The sequence below is a fragment of the Nocardia sp. genome, from assembly GCF_025465275.1.
Classification (GTDB): domain Bacteria; phylum Actinomycetota; class Actinomycetes; order Mycobacteriales; family Mycobacteriaceae; genus Nocardia.
The window spans coordinates 32102-52691 of record NZ_JAODNK010000007.1 but is presented as its reverse complement, the minus strand read 5'-3'; the positions used below and the strand labels follow the sequence as shown (position 1 = coordinate 52691).

General features: G+C 67.2%; 20 protein-coding genes. 7 read left to right on the top strand and 13 right to left on the bottom strand.

Translation table 11 applies throughout. The features are described 5' to 3' along the window. Positions 1–49: 49 nt before the first annotated feature. From JWN03_RS02505 to JWN03_RS02490, 4 genes are all read right to left on the bottom strand, one after another. A complete protein-coding gene (locus JWN03_RS02505) occupies positions 50–1213 on the bottom strand; it encodes a glycosyltransferase family 4 protein (protein ID WP_297609044.1) in 1164 nt (387 codons plus the stop codon). A 76-nt stretch (positions 1214–1289) separates the two neighbouring features. Then, on the bottom strand, positions 1290–2294 hold the full coding sequence (locus tag JWN03_RS02500) for a hypothetical protein (protein WP_297609041.1): 1005 nt from the start codon (positions 2292–2294) through the stop codon (positions 1290–1292). 19 nt (positions 2295–2313) lie between these two features. Continuing rightward, positions 2314–3339, bottom strand: coding sequence for an NlpC/P60 family protein (locus tag JWN03_RS02495; RefSeq protein WP_297609038.1), 1026 nt, complete (start codon positions 3337–3339; stop codon positions 2314–2316). 211 nt (positions 3340–3550) lie between these two features. Beyond that, positions 3551–4141, bottom strand: a complete 591-nt coding sequence (locus tag JWN03_RS02490; protein WP_297609036.1) for a C40 family peptidase — start codon at positions 4139–4141, stop codon at positions 3551–3553. 609 nt (positions 4142–4750) lie between these two features. Here JWN03_RS02490 and JWN03_RS02485 point away from each other — a divergent pair. Beyond that, the gene (locus tag JWN03_RS02485) at positions 4751–6559 is read left to right on the top strand and encodes a DEDD exonuclease domain-containing protein (protein ID WP_297609033.1); all 1809 of its coding nucleotides are present in this window, start codon (positions 4751–4753) and stop codon (positions 6557–6559) included. A gap of 196 nt (positions 6560–6755) precedes the next feature. Here the strand turns inward: JWN03_RS02485 and JWN03_RS02480 are convergent, their stop codons facing one another. Continuing rightward, the gene (locus JWN03_RS02480; RefSeq protein WP_297609030.1) at positions 6756–7814 is read right to left on the bottom strand and encodes an AraC family transcriptional regulator; all 1059 of its coding nucleotides are present in this window, start codon (positions 7812–7814) and stop codon (positions 6756–6758) included. A 98-nt stretch (positions 7815–7912) separates the two neighbouring features. Between JWN03_RS02480 and JWN03_RS02475 the strand changes: the two genes are divergently transcribed. Then, complete coding sequence (locus tag JWN03_RS02475; RefSeq protein ID WP_297609028.1) at positions 7913–9109, top strand: oxygenase MpaB family protein; 1197 nt, start codon at positions 7913–7915, stop codon at positions 9107–9109. 56 nt (positions 9110–9165) lie between these two features. On the opposite strand, the gene qcrB is transcribed toward JWN03_RS02475, so the two are convergent. From qcrB to ctaE, 4 genes are all read right to left on the bottom strand, one after another. Then, positions 9166–10773: a cytochrome bc1 complex cytochrome b subunit gene (gene qcrB / locus JWN03_RS02470; RefSeq protein WP_297609025.1), complete on the bottom strand. Its 1608-nt coding sequence runs from the start codon at positions 10771–10773 to the stop codon at positions 9166–9168. After that, positions 10770–11921, bottom strand: coding sequence for a cytochrome bc1 complex Rieske iron-sulfur subunit (qcrA, locus tag JWN03_RS02465; protein ID WP_297609022.1), 1152 nt, complete (start codon positions 11919–11921; stop codon positions 10770–10772). The genes qcrB and qcrA overlap by 4 nt, the downstream gene beginning before the upstream one ends. A gap of 73 nt (positions 11922–11994) precedes the next feature. After that, positions 11995–12864: a cytochrome bc1 complex diheme cytochrome c subunit gene (qcrC, locus tag JWN03_RS02460; RefSeq protein ID WP_297609019.1), complete on the bottom strand. Its 870-nt coding sequence runs from the start codon at positions 12862–12864 to the stop codon at positions 11995–11997. Positions 12865–12966: 102 nt separating this feature from the next. Continuing rightward, complete coding sequence (gene ctaE, locus JWN03_RS02455; RefSeq protein WP_297609016.1) at positions 12967–13578, bottom strand: aa3-type cytochrome oxidase subunit III; 612 nt, start codon at positions 13576–13578, stop codon at positions 12967–12969. Positions 13579–13747: 169 nt separating this feature from the next. Between ctaE and JWN03_RS02450 the strand changes: the two genes are divergently transcribed. The 3 genes from JWN03_RS02450 (at position 13748) to JWN03_RS02440 (ending at position 15925) form a co-directional block, all read left to right on the top strand. Next, positions 13748–14167, top strand: coding sequence for a hypothetical protein (locus JWN03_RS02450; protein WP_297609013.1), 420 nt, complete (start codon positions 13748–13750; stop codon positions 14165–14167). 25 nt (positions 14168–14192) lie between these two features. Then, complete coding sequence (trpD, locus tag JWN03_RS02445) at positions 14193–15248, top strand: anthranilate phosphoribosyltransferase (RefSeq protein ID WP_297609010.1); 1056 nt, start codon at positions 14193–14195, stop codon at positions 15246–15248. Positions 15249–15442: 194 nt separating this feature from the next. Further along, positions 15443–15925 carry a hypothetical protein gene (locus JWN03_RS02440; protein ID WP_297609007.1) on the top strand — a complete coding sequence of 161 codons (483 nt, stop codon included), beginning with the start codon at positions 15443–15445 and terminating at the stop codon, positions 15923–15925. Between the two features lie 23 nt (positions 15926–15948). On the opposite strand, the gene JWN03_RS02435 is transcribed toward JWN03_RS02440, so the two are convergent. Both JWN03_RS02435 and JWN03_RS02430 read right to left on the bottom strand, forming a co-directional pair. Then, entirely contained in the window at positions 15949–16224 is a 276-nt protein-coding gene (locus JWN03_RS02435) for an Lrp/AsnC family transcriptional regulator (RefSeq protein ID WP_297609004.1), read from the bottom strand. 55 nt (positions 16225–16279) lie between these two features. Continuing rightward, on the bottom strand, positions 16280–16732 hold the full coding sequence (locus JWN03_RS02430; RefSeq protein ID WP_297609001.1) for a MarR family winged helix-turn-helix transcriptional regulator: 453 nt from the start codon (positions 16730–16732) through the stop codon (positions 16280–16282). 89 nt (positions 16733–16821) lie between these two features. On the opposite strand from JWN03_RS02430, the gene JWN03_RS02425 reads away from it, so the two are divergent. Next, the gene (locus JWN03_RS02425; protein WP_297608998.1) at positions 16822–17670 is read left to right on the top strand and encodes an NAD(P)H-binding protein; all 849 of its coding nucleotides are present in this window, start codon (positions 16822–16824) and stop codon (positions 17668–17670) included. A 145-nt stretch (positions 17671–17815) separates the two neighbouring features. Then, on the top strand, positions 17816–18508 hold the full coding sequence (locus JWN03_RS02420) for a YdcF family protein (protein ID WP_297608995.1): 693 nt from the start codon (positions 17816–17818) through the stop codon (positions 18506–18508). 62 nt (positions 18509–18570) lie between these two features. Here JWN03_RS02420 and JWN03_RS02415 read toward each other — a convergent pair whose 3' ends face one another. Together JWN03_RS02415 and JWN03_RS02410 are read right to left on the bottom strand one after the other, a co-directional pair. After that, entirely contained in the window at positions 18571–19023 is a 453-nt protein-coding gene (locus JWN03_RS02415; protein ID WP_297608992.1) for a MaoC family dehydratase, read from the bottom strand. Between the two features lie 70 nt (positions 19024–19093). Continuing rightward, positions 19094–20578, bottom strand: a complete 1485-nt coding sequence (locus tag JWN03_RS02410; protein ID WP_297608989.1) for a long-chain-fatty-acid--CoA ligase — start codon at positions 20576–20578, stop codon at positions 19094–19096. Between the last annotated feature and the right edge of the window lie 12 nt (positions 20579–20590).

Genomic DNA, 20590 nt, shown 5'->3' with positions numbered 1-20590 from the left:
CACGTTCGCTTTCGGCGGGGAGTACCGGACGCCTCGGCATTGCGGTAACTCAGTTCAGACCGGCGGCGGGCCTCGAATGCACTGGTGGATCCAGCAATTCGCGCAGGCGCGCGCCCATTCGATCCCAGCGCCACTGCTGCTGCACCCAGGCGCGGCCGGCCGCGCCCATCCGGGCGGCGGCATCGGGATCGGAGAGGATCTCGACAATGGCGTCGGCAATGGAGTCGGTGGAGCGGCCGTCGACCACGCGGCCGGTCTCGCCCTCGCGCACGGTCTCCGGCGCACCGCCCGAATTGCCCGCCACCACCGGAACGCCGGTGGCCGAGGCCTCCAGGAACACAATGCCGAGGCCCTCCACATCCAGACCGAGCCCGCGGGTGCGGCACGGCATGGCGAAGACATCGGCAATGGTGTGGTGCGCGGCCAGTTCCGCGGCCGGGACGCGGCCGGTGAACACCACATCGTCCGAGACCCCCAGGCCTTCGGCCAGGGCGTGCAGCTTCTCCTCATACGGGCCGCCACCCGCGATGACCAGCACCGCACCGTCGACCCGGTCGCGAATGTTCTTCATGGCCACGATGAGTGCGTCCTGCCCCTTGCGGGGAACCAGCCGCGACAGGCACAGAATGGTGGGGCGCTCTCCCAGGCCGTAGCGGGCGCGCAATTGCGCGCGGGCTGCCGGATCGGGCTTGAACACCTCGGAGTCGACCGCGGGCGGCAGATATTCGAGCGCGGCCCGCGGCCCGAACGCCGCGGAGAACCGGCGGCGCGTGTACTTGCTGACATAGGTGATGACATCGGTGTTCTCACCGATGGCCCGTAGCGCCTGCCGCGCACCGGGCAGCATGGACCAGCCGACCTCGTGCCCGTGCGTGGAAGCCACAATGCGCTCGGCGCCCGCCCGGCGGAGCACCGGTGACATGAGCGCCAGCGGCGCCGCCGCCCCGAACCACACCCGATCGCACTGTTCATCGCGCATGAGCTTGGACGCGCGGCGGGCCACCAGCGGGGTGGGCAGCATCAGAGTGGTGGGATGACGCACCACCTGAAAAGGCTGTTCCGCATCGAACTTCCAGTGACTGTCGCCCTTCCAGCGCGGGGCGTAGACGACCAGTTCATCGGGGGGCAGCTGCATGGCCAGCGAATGCACGTAGGACTGGATACCTCCCGGTCGTGGCGGGAAATCATTGGTAACCAGCAGCGTTCGCCCCATGCCCTCAACCTACTGCACCGGTGTGCGGCGCTCCCCCCAGCCCGAAACCTCGCACCCCGTGGCGTCCGCGCGTGTTTCAGGCGCCTTCGGTGGCGCGCGTGGAGATCCAGGAGTGCCAGCGCGCGAGGAAGTCCGGGTAGGCGGTGGCGAGAGTGCCCCGGAAGATCGCGTCCACGGCGGCCGGGTCCTTCGGTCCACTCGCCAATTGCCGGTAGAGCGAGATCAATTGGGGTTCACCGTAGTGATCGGCGATGAAAGCGCAGGCGGACCAAGCCTGTTCGTAAGCGACAGCGGCATCACCATTGGCGGGCGCGAAGCTGGCATCGGAGGGCAGGTCCGCGGGGATATTGCCGGAGCGGGCGCGCGCGGTGAGCGTGGGCGCGATCTCGGCGACGGGCGTGTGCATCCCGCGGTGCGCGGAGTATTCGGCGAAACCTTCGAGCATCCACAGCGGGGAGCCGTCGACCGTCACCGCGCGGGTGGCCACATGCGTGAGTTCGTGCCGCAGCACCGAGCGCAGACCGTCTGCCCCGAGGCGGGCGGCGGCTTCGGGGCCGAAAACCACGCGCTGACCGGTAGGTGCGGTACCGGGACGGAAGACATCGGAAACCGTGGAGGCGGCAACGGAGGCCGGAACATCACCGGTGGCATGGGTGAGAGCCGCGAATTCGGCTGGGCTGGAGGCGACTACGACCACGGGGGCCTGTGACCAGTCCGAACCCCAGAACGCACTGACCGCGACCGTCGCCGCGGCGAGCTCGCCCGAGAGCACAGCCATATCGGTGCTGTGCGCCGGATGACCGAGCACCACCCCGACCTTGCCGGATCCGGTTGTCACCGGTTCGGCGACCACGTCGCCGTAGGAGTCCATGATCCGCTTCACCCCCGGCACCTGCGGGTCCGACGCCACCAGGGCATCGGCTCCCGGCACCACCGCGCGCAGCTTGGGCAGTACCGAATTCGGCAGCATGAGCAGGGCGCCACAGGCGGCGGTCAGCCCGGTCACCATGACCAGGGTGAGGCAGAACTGGAAGCGGCGCTTGGCCGACAGCCATCCGCGAACCTGTCGCAGTGCGCTCATAACCACCTCAGGGTGTGTGTCAGAACCGGCGCGCGGAATGGAATGGCGAGGATCCCATCGGCGCCACCGCTACCGGGACACCGAATGTGGAGGCGTGCAGCATCAGGCCGTTGCCCGCGTAGATGCCGACATGCGAGATATCAGAGTAGAAGAAGACGACGTCTCCCGGCTGCAGGTCCTTCTCATCGACGGGCGTGCCGTACGTGGACTGCTGCTGGCTGGTGCGCGGGACGTCCTTGCCGACCTGATGGAACGCCCACTGCACGAGTCCCGAGCAGTCGAACTGCTCAGGACCGGTGGCGCCCCATACATAAGGAAAGCCGATTCGGGTGAGCCCGGCGGCGAGCGCACTGGTGCCGCTGCCGGGAACGAGCCCGTGCAGCAAGGTATCCCGATCGAATCCGGGCGGGAACGCGGATCCGGCGAGCGCCGAACGATCACTGGCCGAGAGCTGACCCCAGGCGGCGATGACGCCTGCCATGGAACCCTGCAGCGAGGACCGTTTGGCCTCGAGATCATTGCGCACCGCATCGGCCTGCGCGCTGGCGGCCTGCGCGATGTCGGCGGCGCTGCGGGCGGCGGTTTCGGCGACCTTGGCCGCGTCACTGACCTTCTGGAATTGGCCCAGTTGATCATTCGTGCGCGCGCCGACCAGATCCACGATGGACATCTGGTCCAGGAGTTGCTGAGGCGAGCTGCTGACCAGCATTGCGGTCAGCCGGTTGGTGCGGCTGCCGAGCAGAGCCGAACTGGCGGCGCGGTCGATCACCGGCTGATAGCCCTGGATCTCGATACGCGCGGCGTTCAGTGCGCCGGCGGCGACATCAGCCTTGGCATCGGCGTCACCGGCGGCCGCGATCTTGGCGTCGAGATCGGACTGCGCGTTGAGCGCCTGCTGATTGAGCTGTTCGGATTGCCGCGACAGGTCGATCAGTCGCTGCACTGCTTCCCCGGCTGTCGCCGGTGCAGCGACCGGATCGGCCGTCGCGGGTCCGATGCCGCAGGTACAGACCAGGAGTGCGCCCGCTGTGAGAGTTGCACCCACCAGTTGCTTTGTTCTGAGAATCGTCGTGCTCTGATTCCGCTGCTGCGCTGCCACCGTCGGCCGTTTCCCGTTCTCTTACCCCGAGCTGGAAAGGAAGGTCTCGATAAGGTTACGAAACGGCGACCGCTCGTGTCCAGCAGGCCACGAATTCATTACGGTCGCCGTCTCGCGCGCAGGTCGGTGACCTGCGGTTGTATCGCTCAGATCCGTTTCAGATTCGTCGGGCGCCCGCGAACGGCATCGAGGAGATCGGCGCGACCTTGACCGGCTGGCCGGCGGTGGAGGCGTGCACGACATTGCCGTCGCCGACGTAGATGCCGGAGTGGCTGCCGCCGTAGAACGACACCACATCGCCGGGCTCGAGGTCGCCCTCCGAGATCGGGGCGCCGGTATTGAGCTGCTCGTAGCTGGTGCGCGGCACGTCGATTCCGGCCTGCGCGTACGACCACTGCACCAGACCGGAGCAGTCGAAGGCGTTCGGGCCGGCGGCGCCGTACACGTACGGATCGCCGAGGCGGCTCATGGCGGCGTCCACGACCTGCTGACGCGGGCTGGCCTGCGGGGCGGCGGGCACACCCGGGAGCACGATGCCGGGCATGGGCGGCAGCTGCACCGGGATGGACTCCGGAAGGCCGGGAATGCCGGCGGGGAGCTGGATCTGGTCCGGCACGTCGAAGTTGCCGATGCCGGGGATGGATACCGGCTGGGCCGAGGCGGGAGTGGCGGGCAGCAGCAGCGCACTCAGCGTGGCAGCGCCGACGGCACCGGCCGTGAGGGCCCGCTTGACGGTCTTGGTCGCCATGGTGAGGTACTTCCAATCTGCCCCGCGACGCCGCACCGGTTTGGTGGGTCGGACTCCGCGAGGTCTCAGGAAGATTACGAGCCGATAACGGTGCTTTGTAAAGTCCGGCCCAACGGCAGGTGGCTCGAAATTGTTACGCGTCACTATTTCGCTGCGACAAATGTCACAGCAATCACGAAACGATAACAGCGCTGTTTTTGTCGGGAGCGTCCCAACCGCTACCCACCGGTAGGGAGAGATCGAAAACAGCCCCCTCTTGCAGGGGCGATTCGATATAACACCAGGTCAGAAGTGCCTCACTCGACCAGGCCCTGACCGGCGGACTTGCATTCGGCCGCAAGGTGACCCTTACTGCGGCAGCATGCCCGAGGTGCCGACCCGAGATGATCTTGACCGTCGTCCGAATTGATTCGGTTTATGAATCAATGTGACCCTGACCACATTTCTGCATATTCGTGCAATTCGGGGATTTCATCTCGGGTATCTCGATCAGATATCGAGACATTCTTCCTCGAACCGCGGCGCTGCCCGGTGCGCGACACGCCGCCGATCCGCTTCGCCGCCCCGGAGCGGCTCAATCTGTCGGACCCACGCCCTACGCTGCGGATCGTGTCCGGACAGCTGGCCTTCGATGAGCTCGAAACACCGCTCTATGACACGACGTTCGTGGTGGTGGATCTGGAAACGACCGGAACCAGCCCCGAGGGCGACGCGATCACCGAGATCGGGGCGGTGAAGATTCGCGGTGGCGAGGTACTGGGCGAGTTCGCCACGCTCGTGAACCCGGGCTACGCGATTCCGCCGCAGATCGTGCAGATCACCGGGATCACCACCGCGATGGTGGTGGATGCGCCGCGCATCGAATCGGTGCTGCCCGGATTCCTGGAGTTCGCGCGCGGGACTGTGCTGGTCGCGCACAATGCCCGCTTCGATACCGGGTTCCTGCGCGCGGCGGCGGCCCGTCACGAAATCCCCTGGCCTGCCTTCCAAGTGCTGTGCACGGTGCAGCTGGCCCGGCGCGTGCTCGGACGTGATGAAGCGCCGTCGGTCCGGCTGTCGCTGCTCGCGGAACTGCTCGGGGCACAGACCCGGCCGACCCACCGCGCCCTGGACGATGCCCGCGCCACGGTGGACGTGCTGCACGCGCTCATCGCCCGGGTCGGCAATCAGGGCGTGCACAGTCTCACCGAGCTGCTCGACTATCTGCCGGAGGTGACTCGCCGCCAACGCTCCAAACGGACACTCGCCACGGATCTTCCGGCCACCCCCGGCGTGTATCTCTTCCGCGGTCCGTCGGATGAAGTCCTCTATATAGGAACCGCGGTGAATCTTCGCCGCCGTGTCCGTAACTACTTCACCGGTTCCGACACCCGTCCGCGCATGCGCGAGATGGTCCAGTTGGCCACGCGGGTCGATCATGTCGAGTGCGCGCACGGCCTGGAGGCGGGTGTGCGCGAGCTGCGCCTGCTGCTCGCGCATACCCCGCCCTACAACCGCCGGTCCAAATTCCCGCAGCGCGCCTGGTGGCTCACGCTGACCGAGGAAGCCTTCCCCCGTTTCGCCGTCTCCCGCACCCCCACCCGGGACGCGCTGGGCCCGTTCACCTCCCGCGCCGATGCGGTCGAGGTCGGCATCACCGTCGCGGAGAATTCCGGCCTGCGCACCTGCACCACCCGCATCCCGCGCACCGGCCACCACGATTGCCCGCCCGCCGTCGTCGGCGGCTGCCCCGCAACCGCCGAAAACAGACCCCTATATATAGAGGAATACGCGCAAGCCCCGCAGACGGTCCGCGCCCTCTTCTCCGGACGCAGCGACGACATCCTGCACGCGATCCAGTCGAAGATCGAAACCCACTCCGCTGCAGAACATTTCGAAGCCGCCGCCCGCCTCCGCGACCGCACCGCCACGGTGGTTCGAGCCCTCCGCCGCACCCAGCGCCTCTCCGCCCTCACCCGCATCCCAGAACTGACGGCCGCCCACCCCGACGGCGCCGGCGGCTGGCACTTCGCGGTCATCCGCCACGGCCGCCTCGCCTCCGCCGGCAACGCCCCCCGCGGCGTCTCCCCCATGCTCACCGTCGACCACCTGACCGCCGGCGCCGAGACGGTCATCCCACCCCGCCTGAATCCCCCACCCCGAACCCCCACCCGCACTCCAACTCCCGGCACCCCGCAGTCGGCCGGGCCGGACGCCGAAGCGACCACCACGCCGGCCGTCTCCGACGAGCCCGCCTATCCCCCGCTGCACGGCGCCCTCCCCGAGGAAGTCGGCCTCCTGGTCCGCTGGCTCGAACAACCCGGCACCCGCATAGTCCGCACCACCGACGGCTACCACGAACCCCGCCTCGGCGCCGGCGCCTGGCTCACCTGGCTCGAACGCGCCGAGGCCGCCGCGCTCGCGACTGCCGAAGAATGATCGCGAGATTCACCCAGTCGAGTGCGCGGGCATAGGCGATCAGGCATCGCCGGCCGGCCGACTCGAAAGCACCCGCCCACCGGCGCGCCCCATGCCTGTGCTCAACCACTGGCAGCGGCGGGATGCGCGGCCGACCCCACGGTGTCGAGCGTCGGTCGAGTGCCATGTCGCGGCGGCGGCGGAATGCCGTTGGGGTTCAGGGGCGGTGGCTGGGTGGGTGGCCGCGCCAGCGGCGGTAGGCGTGGGTGAAGGCGGCGGTGTCGGAGTAGCCGAGGTGGCGGGCTACGGATTCGACGGTGAGGCCCTCGGTGAGGAGTTCGGTGGCGAGGGCTTCGCGGACCTGGCCGACGAGGGTGCGGAAGGTGGTGTGGGAGTCGGCCAGTCGGCGGTGCAGGGTTCGTTCGGAGAGGCCCAGTTCGCGGGCGGCCGCGGCGAGGGTCGGCATGGCGGCGGGGTTGCGCAGGAGCAGGTGGCGAACCTGCGCCGCGGCGCCGGTGAAGCGACGGCGCTGATCCAGGAGTTGTTCGCACTGTTCGATGCAGAGGGCGGCGGTCTGCGGGGCGGGTGCGGGGGTCGGGCGGTCGAGTATTCCGGACGGGATGGTGAAGGCATTGCGGTGCGCCCCGAATCGGATGTCCAGGGTGACACCGAACGGAGCGACCAGGCCCCGGGCGTATTCCCCGTAGCGAGTGGATATTTCGTCGCGCACCTCCAGCCGGACGGGATGGTCCAGCGCGGCGATCATCGTCAGCGCTTCGGGTGTGAGCAGCAGGGTGGCCATGCGGAAGCCCGCCACCAGATCGCGGGTGAGCAGGAAGGCGCGCGTATCGGCGGGAACATCGCCGTTGCCGATCTCCACCAGCATGCCCGCGGCGGTCTCGACGAACAGCACGTCGAAGAAGGCGGAGGTCAGGGTGGCGAAGCGGGCCAGTATCGAGATCGCCTCGCGCACTGTGGGGCTCGACAGCAGCGCATAACCGAGAATCCCGGTGCTGGTGAGCGAATAGCGCAGCCCGGCATCGAGCCCGAGTTCGAGCGGATCACCGCCGCCGGCGAGGAGATTGCGGATGACGCGCATCTCCTGTTCGGGCAGCACCACCGCCCGCGGATCGTCGAGATCGCTTGCCCGTAGCCCGGTTCCGTCCAGGCAGGCCGTTTCGGAGAGACCGTGGGCGCAGGCGGTATCGAGTAGAAAGCGCGTCGACACCGCGGGGCGGGCTATCTGCCATCGGCTTGACCGGACCGGGTCCGTCATGTGGCGGAACCTAACAAATGCCGGTCCGGAAGTCACCTGTCCGCTCGAATCCGCCTTTCCTACTGTCGAATCGAGGACTTCGACAAGAGGGGACCAGGGTGACACCATCGACGATTCCATACGATGCGGGCCGCGCACTGCGCATCGAGACGGCCTACGGGAGGTTGCCCGCGCATGTCGTCGACCGCGTGGTCGAGGGCATGTTCCGCACCGACACCGTGATCGATACCGCGGTAGCGGATTTCGCGATCATGAACCGCGGCACGGGCTGGCGGCTGCTGGGCGACGCCCTGCGCACTCGCGACCCGAACCTGCCCGGCTGCCCGGACTCCCTGCGCGATCTCCTGACGCCCCTGCTGAATCCACCGGACTGGTTCGACCCGGACCAGGTGACCCGTGGCGCGCAGCTGTGGTGGCGATTCGCTCCCGCGGTGATCATCGGCATGAGCGGAGCGCTCATGAACGGCTACGCGTTCGGCGATCTCAACAAACCGCAGGCGATGAACTCGCGCTCGGAGACCATGGCGGCGCGGCGCTACGAGGAGACCGCCCGCTGGCTGGTGGCCGCCACCGCACCCGGGGCGCTCACACCGGGCGCCGCCGGTTTCGACGCCACCCTCCGAATCCGCTTCGTACACGCCATGGTTCGCCGCCACCTGCGCGAGTGCGGGAGGTGGCAGCGCACCGAGTGGGGTGAACCCATACACACCACCGGCATGGCGCTGACCGTCTACGGTTTCCTGCTGATGCCGCTGGCTCTGTTCGAACTGCTCGATATGCCGGTCAGCGATGACGAACGCGAGTCCATCCGCCAGCTGTGGTTCTGGATCGGATTCCTCATGGGCGTCCCCGATGATCTACTGCCCCACAGCATCGAGGGCGCGACAGACCTCAGCCGCGCCGCGACCATTGTCTTCGCTCCGCCCGACGCGGATACCGAGATCCTGACCAGGGCCCTACTCCGCGGCGGTCTCCGCGCCGAACGCATACTGCCGCGACGATTGTGGCCGATCACCGCCCCGGTGCTGCGCCCGGCCGTATCGACCCTGATCTGGGGCGGCACCGCCCGAATCGTCAGCGCCTATACCGCTCTCGAGGCCGACCCGCCCCGGAATCATCCGGCGATCTTCACCCTGCGCCAGGTGGCGAGGGTCCACGAATTGCTGCGCCGCACCGGGCGATTGGGCACCGACCAGGACATCGCCACCCGCCAGCACGGATTGCTCGAGAAAGCCCTCGACGCCATGAAAGCGGTCCCGGCCCCGGTGGATCCGCGCGATGCCGTCACCCACTGAAACGGGGAAGGCCCCGAGTCGAATTCGACTCGGGGCCTTCCCTTTCGGCAGTTGTCTCAGTGGCTGTCGTGCGCGCCGCTGTCGACGTTCTCCTGATGGCTCAGGAGAGCCTTCAGCATGTCGTGCTCTTCCTTGTGCGCGTTCTCGACATTGTCCAGCTGCTGCTGGGCCGGGTCGGCGAACAGGAAGGAGCCGGTGCCGGGCTTGCCGGCGGAGCCGAGCTTGACCATCTTCTTGGGCACCGTGGCGCCCTGGTACTCCAGCGGAATGGCGTGGCCGTGCGAATCGACCGGTCCGAGCGGCTGGTGCACCTCGATGTACTCACCGTGCGGAAGACGCTTGATGACACCGGTTTCGATGCCGTGCTCGAGCACGTCGCGGTCGCTGCGCTGCAGGCCGAGGCACAGGCGGTAGGCCGCGAAGTACGCCAGCGGCGGCGCCACCAGCAGGCCGATACGGAAGATCCACGTCGTCGCGTTCAGCGAGATATTGAACTTCAGCGCGATGATGTCGTTGACACACGCCAGGGTCAGCACCAGGTAGAAGGCGATGGACATGGCGCCGATGGCGGTACGGACCGGCACATCGCGCGGACGCTGCAGCAGGTTGTGGCGCACGGTGTCGCCGGTGAGCCGCTTCTCGATCCACGGGTACATGACCAGAACCCCGAAGACCAGGCCCATGATGAGCGCGACCCAGAACGCGGCCGGCACGGTGTGGCCCCAGAAGTAGAGCTCCCACGGCGGCATGAGGCGCGCCATGCCGTCGGTCCACATCATGTAGAAGTCAGGCTGCGAACCCGCGGAGACCTGAGACGGGTTGTACGGCCCCAGGTTCCAGATCGGGTTGATCTGGAAGATGCCCGCCATGATCGCGACGATGCCGAGGGTGAAGGCGAAGAACGCGCCCTGGTCCGCGGCGAACACCGGCACGATGCGCGCGCCGACGACATTGGTTTCCTTGCGGCCCGGTCCGGGGAACTGGGTGTGCTTCTGGTACCAGACCAGCGCGACGTGAGCCGCGATGAGCGCCAGCAGAATGCCCGGAATCAGCAGCACGTGCGCGATGTACAGGCGCGGAATGATGATGTCGCCGGGGAAGTCGCCGCCGAAGATCAGCCAGTGCATCCAGGTGCCGATGACCGGAACACCCATGGTGATGCCACCGAACGCCGCGCGCAGACCGGTTCCGGAGAGCAGATCGTCGGGCAGCGAGTAGCCGAAGAAGCCTTCGAACATGGCCAGGATGAGCAGTAGCGAGCCGATGACCCAGTTGGCCTCACGCGGCTTGCGGAAAGCGCCGGTGAAGAAGATGCGGAACAGGTGGATGATGATCGACGCCGCGAACAGCAGCGCCGCCCAGTGGTGCACCTGGCGCACGAACAGACCGCCGCGCACCTCGAAGGAGATGTTCAGCGCGGTCTCGTAGGCCCGCGACATGGAGACGCCGCGCAACGGCTGGTAAGAGCCGTTGTAGACGGTCTCGCTCATGGACGGGTCGAAGTACAGCGTCAGGTAGATACCCGACAGCAGCAGGATGATGAACGCGTAGAGCGCGATCTCACCGAGCAGGAACGACCAGTGGGTCGGGAAGACCTTGTTGATCGATCGCTTTACGAATGCGGCACCGCGGTACCGCTCGTCGAGTTCATCCACCTGGCTCATGAAGAACGCTCCCAGTAGGCCGGTCCGAGGGGCTCGATGAAGTCGTGTGCGGCGACCAGGTAGCCCTCGGAGTTGACGGTGATCGCCAGCTGCGGCAGCGCGCGGGCGGCGGGACCGAAGATCGGCTTACCCCATTCGACCGCAGAGAACTGCGACTGGTGGCAGGGGCACAGGATCTTGTTGTCCTGCTGCTCGAAAAGCGAGGTGGGGCAACCGAGGTGGGTGCAGATCTTCGAGTAGGCCCAGTAGTCGCCGTAGTTGAAGCTCTCCTGGCCCTTGCGCTTGATGGCGGACTCGGAGTCCTTGGTGCGCAGGCGAATCAGCATGACCGCGTTGCGGATTCCACGCAGCGACTGCAGCGTCTCCTCCTCGTCGCCACGCCATTCTTCCTTCCAGGGGAAGACGGTTTCCATGGCGCCGGCATCGAGATCTTCCGGCTTCACCAGCACGATGTCGTTCGGGCGGCCGGTGTCGCGACGCAGGTAGACGGTCTGGCCCGCGTAGTCCGGGGTCCAGCCCGAGACCCACAGCGGCGACTTGTCGCCCTTGGCCCACGGGTTCTTGATCATGCCGCCGGCGAAGACGAACAGCGCGCCGATGCCGAGCAGGCCCGCGCCCGCACCCGCGGTGCGGGTGATGAGCTTGCGGCGGCCGAGCGTGGAGGTCTCCACCGCGTCGGACAGCTGCGCGCCCAGGGTGCGGCGGTTGACCTCGGAGGAGCGGCCGTCGTGGCGGTCCTGGATCGAGATCTCGGCCGGGATGAACTTCTTGCGAATGAGCACCACGGCCACGCCGATGGCCAGCACCGAGATGCCCAGGGTGAGGCCGTACAGCGGGGTGGTCAGCGTGTAGGCGGCATTGCCGTCTTCGCCGCGGCCCTTGTACTGCCAGGGCCAGAAGAGGAATACGCCGATGAGCGCGGCCGCCGCGATACCGGAGATGGCGAACCACAGCGCCACCTGGCGCTCGGCGCGCTTCTCGGCGCGAGTGCCGGGGACGGGCCAGCGCGGTGCGCGGTAGGCGACGTCGACGCCGTCGAGCTTGGTACCGAGTTCGACGAGCTCGTCACGCGACATCGCGTCGAGCTGCTCGTCCGTCGGTTCCCCGGTGGGGTTGTCCCCCATGCTGTTTCGCTCCTGTTCACTCATGACTGAGTCCTTGCGGCCATGTGCCCGGGCTCTACGTGGTTACGCTTCGCTGCCGCCTCCGAGCCTGACGGGCTCATGACCGAGATCCGATCCACATCGCCGATCCCACCAGCGCCACGATGCCGACGATCCACATGACCAGACCTTCGGTCGCGGGACCGAAGCCGCCGAGGCCGTATCCGGCCTCCGACGGGGTCCGCATGCGATCGGTGATGTACCCGACGATGTCCTTCTTCTCCTCCGGCGTCAGCTGCCGGTCGGAGAACTTGGGCATATTCTGCGGGCCGGTGAGCATGGCCAGGTAGATCTGCTGGTTGCTCGCCTTGTCCAGCGGCGGGGCGAACTTACCGGAGGACAGCGCGCCGCCCTTGCCGGTGAAGTTGTGGCAGGAGGCGCAGTTCATGCGGAAGAGCTCGCCACCGCGGCCGAGATCGGCTCCGGCGGTGAGGGAGTCCTGCGCGATCTCGCCGTTCGCGTCGCGCACCACGGTCGGACCGCCGCCATTGGCCTGGATGTAGGCGCCGAGGGCATCGGTCTGGTGTGCGTCGAACTTCTCGGGCTTGCGCACGATCTGCGCTTCGTTGCGGGCCGCGGGCATACGTCCGGAGGAGACCTGGAAGTACACCGCTGCTTCGCCGACGCCGATCAGGGCGGGGCCGCGATCCTGGACACCCTGCAGATTGGCACCGTGACAGGTGACGCAGGAGGTGTCGTAGATCTGCTTGCCCTCGCGGATCAGCGCGGACTGGTCCTCGTTCGCCGTGGCGACCTGAGCCGTCGGCGTCAGGGCCGATGCCGCGAAGCCGGCTCCGACGAGGCCCATCAGAAGAACCAGACCGCCGGCGATACGCCGGCGCACGCGGCGCTGCTTACGCGTCTTGGTGGCCTCGCCCGAACCCGATGCGAGGCTCGGATCTGGCGCTGACGGGGGAGATGAACTCATCTGTGTCCCTTTGGAGTAGACGGAACCGACTTGTACAGAAGTTTCTTGCCTACGGCGGGCAGGCCCTGGGAGGTGGAGGCCCGGCCGTGGAGCTCATCCGCTCTAGCGGATGAAGTAGATCGTGGCGAAGAGGCCGATCCAGACGATGTCGACGAAGTGCCAGTAGTACGAGACAACGATCGCTGCCGTCGCCTGCGCCGGGGTGAACTTACTCAGCGAGGTACGGATCAGCAGGAAGACGAAGGCGATGAGACCGCCGATGACGTGCAGGCCGTGGAAGCCGGTCGTGATGTAGAAGACCGAGCCGTAGACGGTGCTGGAGATGGTGGTGCCCTCTTGGACCAGGTGGTAGTACTCGGTCCCCTGACCGGCGACGAACATCGCGCCCATGATCAGGGTGACGGTGTACCAGCGGCGCAGGCCGAACACGTCGCCGCGCTCAGCCGCGAAGACGCCCATCTGGCAGGTGAAGGACGAGGCGACCAGGACCGCGGTCACCGGCACGGCGAGCCCGAGGTTCAGCTCGGTCGGCTCCATCGGCCACTTACCGTGTGCCTGCGCGCGAGCGACAAAGTACATAGCGAACAGGCCGGCGAAGAACATCAACTCGCTCGACAGCCAGATGATGGTACCGACGCTGACCATGTTGGGCCGGTTCAGCGAATGCACTCGCTGGGTTATGGCCGATCCTGGGGTCCCTACTGCGGTCGTCACGCCGGTAAGTATGACTTGTCGTAGTACGACAGGAGTAGCGGGGTACGAAACTTCGTCGTACGTGTCGGAAACCGCAGGGCGAGCGACCCTCTCGACAGGGGCTCGGCGTGTCATGGAGCAGCCTAGATTGTGCAGGTAAGAGGAAGCTGAGCCCCTTTTGGAAGGCGAAATGAACGCGAAGTCACGGTGGCTGCGGCGCTTTCGGCGCGCCGGGGCAACAGAACTCGATACCGGGCGCGGCGACCTGGTGGTGGTGGCGTCGAGTTTCGATGACGCGGAAGCATGTTCGACTGTTTTGGGCCGTGCGGAGAACTGGACTGCCGACCAACCTGCGGTTTTGCGGCACCACCTGCGGGTTCCCGCGGAGCAGGTGAATGCGGTGCAAATCATTGCCGAGCAGGAAGGCTATGAAACCGTTTCGCCGGACGCTGCCGACACGCTGATCCTGCAGCGGGTGCGCGTGCTCGATGCCATGCACTGCGCCCAGGACCACTCCCGCATGGTCGCTCTCGCGCACCGCCACGACGGCCAGGCGCTGGGCTGGGACGCCCTGCAGCCCGCGGCGCGGCAACCGGGAGAAAAGAAATAGCCCCCGCGCACTAGGCTTGTCAGCCATGAGCGCGCGCAGCTGGCGAGAAATCCTCGGCATCCTCACCGACGGCAATGATCTCTCCGCCGAGGAGGCCACCTGGGCGCTGAACGAGATCTTCACCGATAGCGCCACCTCCGCACAGATCGCGGCTTTCGGCGTGGCCCTGAAGATGAAGGGCCCCACCTCCGCCGAGCTGGGCGGGCTGGCGGCGGGCATGCTCGCGCACGCACGCCGGGTGCCGTTCGAGGGCAAGGCCGTCGATATCGTCGGCACCGGCGGTGACCGCTCCGGCACCGTGAATATCTCGACCATGTCCTCGATTGTGGTGGCGGCCACCGGGATTCCCGTGGTGAAGCACGGCAATCGCGCGGCCTCGTCCAAGAGCGGCGGCGCGGATGTGCTGGAGGCGCTGGGCGTGAAGATCGCCCTGGGTCCGGCCTCGGTCGCGGCCTCGGTGCGCGAGGTCGGCATCGGCTTCTGCTTCGCGCCGGTCTTCCATCCGGCGCTGCGGTATGCCAGCCAGGCGCGCGGTGAGATCGGCATTCCGACGGTCTTCAATATCCTGGGCCCGCTGACCAATCCGGCACAGCCGACGGCCGGCCTCATCGGCTGCGCGTTCGCGGATCTGCTGCCGGTCATCGCGGGCGTGTTCGCCGATCGCGGCGCCTCGGCGCTGGTGGTGCGCGGCAATGACGGCCTGGACGAGATCACCACGGCCGACACCACCGATGTGTGGGTGGTATCGGGCGGTCAGCGGTACGAAACCACCATCGACCCAACCAAACTCGGCCTCGAGCGAGTCGACCCGGCCGCCCTCAAGGGTGGTGACGCGACCATGAACGCGGTGATCGCCCGCAATATGTTCGCCGGTGATCTCGGCCCGGTTCGTGATGCGGTGCTGGTGAATTCGGCCGCCGCGGTGGTCGCGTACGAGCTCACGCCGGAGACCGCTACCGAGGATCTGCACGCGCAGCTGGCCGTTGCGCTGGAGCGGGTCTCCGCCGCCGTCGACAGCGGTGCCGCCTCGACGCTGCTCGATCGCTGGGCGGCCGTGACGAACGAGCTCGGTTCCGACTGATCGCGGCCGGACGAACCGACGGCATTCGGCCGGAGCACCGGAAAAAGACCGAATTGTCGCTTTCCACACGAGTTCGCAAGCGCCAAGGTGTGTTGTTTGCTGGTGATGCACCAGCGGCGGCGTTACAGTTTCGGCGTTGAGCAGGCGGTTCTCCGCTGGGGTGCGGGCGATCGCCGTACGGACCTAGTGAGGATGTGCGGCATGAAGCGGTACGGATATGCGATATCCGGGCTCTCGGCTGCGGTGCTCGTGAAGGCCGCAGCGGCGGGTGCCGTCTCGGCGAGATCGCCGAAAAACCTCCCCTGCCCCTCGATCCCGGCACCGTGATGGCGGGCCCGGTGCGGCACGGAATCTCTTGGCGGCGAGGCGTTCTCGCGGTCGCGGCCGCCGCGATCGGCGGCGCGCTACTCGTCGGCGTGCCGGTGAGCGCCGCGCATCCGGTCACACCGATCACCCGGACCACAGCCCAGGGCATGCTGACCGTGGACGACCACGACTATGGCGACCTGACCGGCTGCCTAACCATTCGCAAGGTGCCCCGCCGACTGGCGGTCACCAACAACACCGACCAGACGGTCCGCGTGTATCTGCTGCCCGGTTGCCGGGGCGGCGTCACCAGGGTGATCGAACCCGGCCGCCACGCCTCCCCCCTCGGCGCCGCAGTCCTCGCGAACTGACCGCGCACGCCCCGGACCGAACGCTATTCGCCGATGGAGAAGCCCTGCTCCACGTCCGCGCGCGAGTAGGACTTGAAGGCAATGTGGGTGGTGGTGCGTTCCACGCCGGCCGTCTTGTTGATCCGCCCGGTCACCACCTCGGCGATCTGCTCATGGTCGCGCACCCGCACCACCGCGATCAGGTCCACATCACCGGCGCACGAATACACCTCCGCAACGCCGTCGATATCGGCCAGTTCCTGCGCGGTCTCCGGAATCCGATCGGACTCGGCGAAGATCAGCACGATCGCGGTAATCATGCGCCCAACTCTAGGTGATCACCCTCCAGAAAACCCCGACCCCTGGCCCTGACGGTCAGTCCGAGAGGGTGGTGTGGTCGACGGGCGTGCCGAGGAGGTCGGCGGCGGTGTGGTGGATTTTGGCGAGGGCGGACATGAGGTGTTTGCGTTCGGTGGGGGTCAGGGCGGCGGTGACCTTGTCCTCCAGGGCTTTCCGGTCGGCCTCGACCGGTTTCTGGAGTTCGCGGCCCTTGTCGGTGAGCCAGAGGCGGACGAGGCGGTTGTCGCGGTCGTCGGGGCGGCGGACGAGGAGTCCGGCGGCGGTCATGCGGGTGGCGGCTTTGACGACGGTGGGGGTGCTGACGTTCAGGGCGGCGGCCATCTCGCCCGGTGTGCGCCCGTCCCGCTCCCAGAGTGCGGCCAGCACATGGTTCTGCCCGAGGTGCAGCCCGAGCCGGCGCATATCGCGATCGGCCAAGGCTCGCAGGACTTTCGAGGTGCTGCCATGGAGATCGAGGAAGTCGGACATCAGGCCTCCGGGGTCGGCGGACAACTATTGACCAGAGATCGTTAGCCGTCTAACGTTATTCGATAGACGGCTAACGACTTGGAGCGTTCATGATACTTCTGACAGGTGCGACCGGAAACATCGGCCGCGAACTCAACCGCGAACTCGCCACCGCCGGAGTCGAATACCGGATGCTGGTCCGCGATCCGGCCCGCGCGAGCGACCCTCCGGCACCAGCTCAGCGATACCTCGGCGATCTCGACGATCCGGCCGCCCTCACCGGGGCCCTCGACGGCGTCACCGCCCTGTTCCTCCTGGTCCCCGGCGTCGGCATCGACCACACCCGCCACGCGGTGAAATCCGCACAGCAGGCCGGCGTCGGCCGCATAGTGCTGCTGTCCTCCTTCCACGCCGCCGGCGATCCCGTTCCCCCCATGGGCCGCTGGCACCGCGAACGCGAGGAACTCGTGCTGGCCAGTGGCATTCCGGCAACCATCGTGCGACCGGGCGGCCTCATGAGCAATGCCCTCGAATGGGCCCCCGCCATCCGTGCGGGCGAGCCGATTCTCGATCCCACCGGACCGGGCCGCTTCGCCCCGATCGACCCGGCCGATATTGCCGCGGTGGCCGCCCGCGCCCTGACCGAGCCGGACCACCTGCCCGCCACCCATGCGCTGACCGGCGCCGAATCCCTCACCTGCGCTGAGCAGGTCGCGATCCTGGCGCGAATCCTCGGCCGCACACTCGAGATTCGCGGCACCAGCACCCCGGAGGAGGCTGTCCGGGCGCGCTTCCCGAACGGAGCCCCACCGGCCCTCGCCGCCGCCATTCTCGAGTCCTTCACCCAAATGCGTTCCGACACAGTCGGACTGCGTACCGATAGCGTCACCGAACTGCTCGGCCGCCCGCCCCGCACCTTCGCACAGTGGTGTGAGGCACACCGCGACGCCTTCGTCTAGCCGCAACGATCAGGTCCTTGCAGGTCGCGGGCATTCGGATCTTGATTTCCCCAAATCGTGTACCGGACAGGCATTTCAGGGTGATCATGGATCGAAAATGTGAACCGACTAGTAGCCGCTAGTGTGGCTACCCAGGGGGTTTCCGATGTTCGATCTGCTACCGGCTGTTCCGGTTCTCCGCCACCTCTCCCGAAATACCGCGCGCCTCGCCGTGCGCACCCTGCTCGCGGGTGCCACGGTCGTCGCGGTTGCCGCCGCTGTCGCCACAGCGCACGCCGAACCCGCCACCACGCCGGTGGATCCGGTGGCGTCCATCTCGGAGGGCGCGCTCTCCGTTCTCCATTCGGTCACCACGATGATGCCCGGCCTGGACCTGCCGGGTCTCGAATTGCCCGCCATGTTCAGTCCGGCCACCGCCATCGTGGTGCTCGGTTACGGTCTGCTGCCGGATGGTTCGATGCGGCCGGAGCTGGTGAACCGCCTCTACGCCGGGTACGTGTCGGCGCTGCTGTCCCCCGATGCCCCGGTGATCGTCACCGGCGGCAATCCACAGAACGGCGTCACCGAGGCGCAGGCCATGGCGGACTGGCTGGTGCAGCGCGGCATCACCCCGCAACGCATTCACAGTGAGACCCATGCGAATTCGACCGTGCAGAACGCGGCGTTCTCGGCCCAGCTCATGCAGGCGATCGGCGCACACGCGGCGATCCTGATCACCTCGGCCGACCATATTGCCCGGGCCCTCAACAACTTCCAGTCCGCGGGCATCGCGGTGGTCGCGACCATGACCCCGGACGATTCACCGCTGTCCGCACAGCCGTTCGGGCTGGGTAAGTAGATTCGAGCTCGAAAGGTGAAGGCCCGTCCCGATGCCGGGGACGGGCCTTCTTCATCGTGCCGTCACGCCAGGTAGCGGGCGATGCTTTCCGCTACGCAGGCGGGTTTGGGCTCGCCGTCGATCTCGATGGTGACCGCGCGTTCGGCCTGGACGCCGCCCGGGATATCGGTGAGGGAGTTCAGGGTGAAGCGGCCGCGGATGCGACTGCCCACCGGTACCGGGGTGATGAAGCGAACCTTGTTGAGCCCGTAGTTGATTGCCAGGCGGGCGAAGCCGACCTGCATCACCTGGGCGGTCATGGGGACGACCAGCGACAGGGTCAGGAAGCCGTGCGCGATGGTGTGCCCGTAGGGCCCAGCGGTGGCCCGCTCCGGATCGACATGGATCCACTGGTGATCGCCGGTGGCTTCGGCGAACCGGTCGATGCGTTCCTGGTCGATGAGAATCCAGTCACTGACACCGATTTCGGTGCCGACGGCCGCGCGTAACTCGTCGAACGAGGTGAAGTCGATCATGCTGTGCCCGCTCTCGCATAAGCGGGGCTCTCCGTGGTTACGCTCCGCTGCCGCCTCGGAGCCTGACCGCTCATGCGAAGCGCTCCTTGAGTTCTCGCTTCAAAATCTTGTGGGTAGGACCGAGCGGTAGCTCGGTGAGGAATTCGACCCGCCGCGGATACTTGTAGCGGGCCACGTGTTCACGGGCGAACTCGATGATTTCGTCGGCGGTGACGGGCTCCGAAGGGACCACCACCGCGAGGATCTCTTCGCCGTAATTGTCGTCCGGCACACCGATCACCGCGACCTGCGCGATCTTGGGATGCCGCAGCAGCGCGGCCTCGACCTCGGTCGGATACACATTGAACCCGCCGCGAATGATCATCTCTTTGATGCGATCCACGATGCGCAGGTAGTCGCCCTCGTCCTTGGTGCCGAGGTCCCCGGTGCGGAACCAGCCGTCCACCATGACCTCCGCGGTGGCTTCGGGCCGCCCGGTGTATCCGCTGAACACATTGTGGCCGCGGACCACGACCTCACCGACGCTGCCGGTCGGCAGGAGTTCGATGCGATCGCGCACGGCCGGGTCGGCGATCTCGACATCCACACCCCACACCGCATGTCCGACGGTGCCGGCGACGGGTCCGAGCAGCGGCTGGTTGACGGTGGCGGTCGGCGAAGTCTCCGAAAGCCCGTAGCCCTCGAGCACCTGCGCGCCGTACACGCGCTCGAAGTCCTCGAGTACGGACGGCGGCATGGCCGCGCCGCCGCTGATACAGAGCCGCAGTTTCGGCAGCCGTTCGGCGTCGCGTGCGGCTTCCAGCAGGCCGACGTACATGGTCGGCACACCGTGGAAGGTATTGATGTTCTCGGCGTTCATGAGCCGAATCGCTTCGGCCGCATCGAATCTCGGCAGCAGTACCAGGGTCGCGCCGAGCCGCCAATGCGAATTCATGGATACCGTCTGCCCGAACACGTGGAACAGCGGGAGCGCACCGAGGGCGATGTCCTCGCGCTTGACCTCATTGGCGTCGAAGGCATTCACCGTGGCGCACATGACCATATTGAGGTGGCTGAGCTCCGCGCCCTTCGGCTGGCCGGTGGTCCCACTGGTGTAGAACACCACCGCGATATCGAGCGGACTGCGCGAGACGAACGTCGGAATCGGTTCTGCGGCCAGCTCTTTCGGGTTCACACAGGGAATCCCCGCACGCTCTGCGGCCGCTTTGCCGACCGGGGCCACGATGTCGTGACAGATGAGCAGCGAGGCTTTACTGTCTCGCAGCACGTATTCGGCCTCGTCGGCGGTGAGCAGCAGATGCACCGGCACCACCGTCGCGCCCGCCGCCAGAATGGCGTAGTAGGCGCGCGGGAAGTCGGCGGTATTGGGCCCCATGAGCGCGACTCGATCCCCGGGCCGCACACCGAGTTCGATGAGCGCGGCGGCCTGTTCGCGGGCCTGCCGCCACAGGTCGGCGAAGGTGATCCGTTGCGCGCCTTCGATGAGGGCGAGGTGATCGGGCCGCCGCCGCGCCGGTTCGGCGAGAATGCTGGCCAGGGAGAGCGTCGCGTTCATGGGGGACCTCTT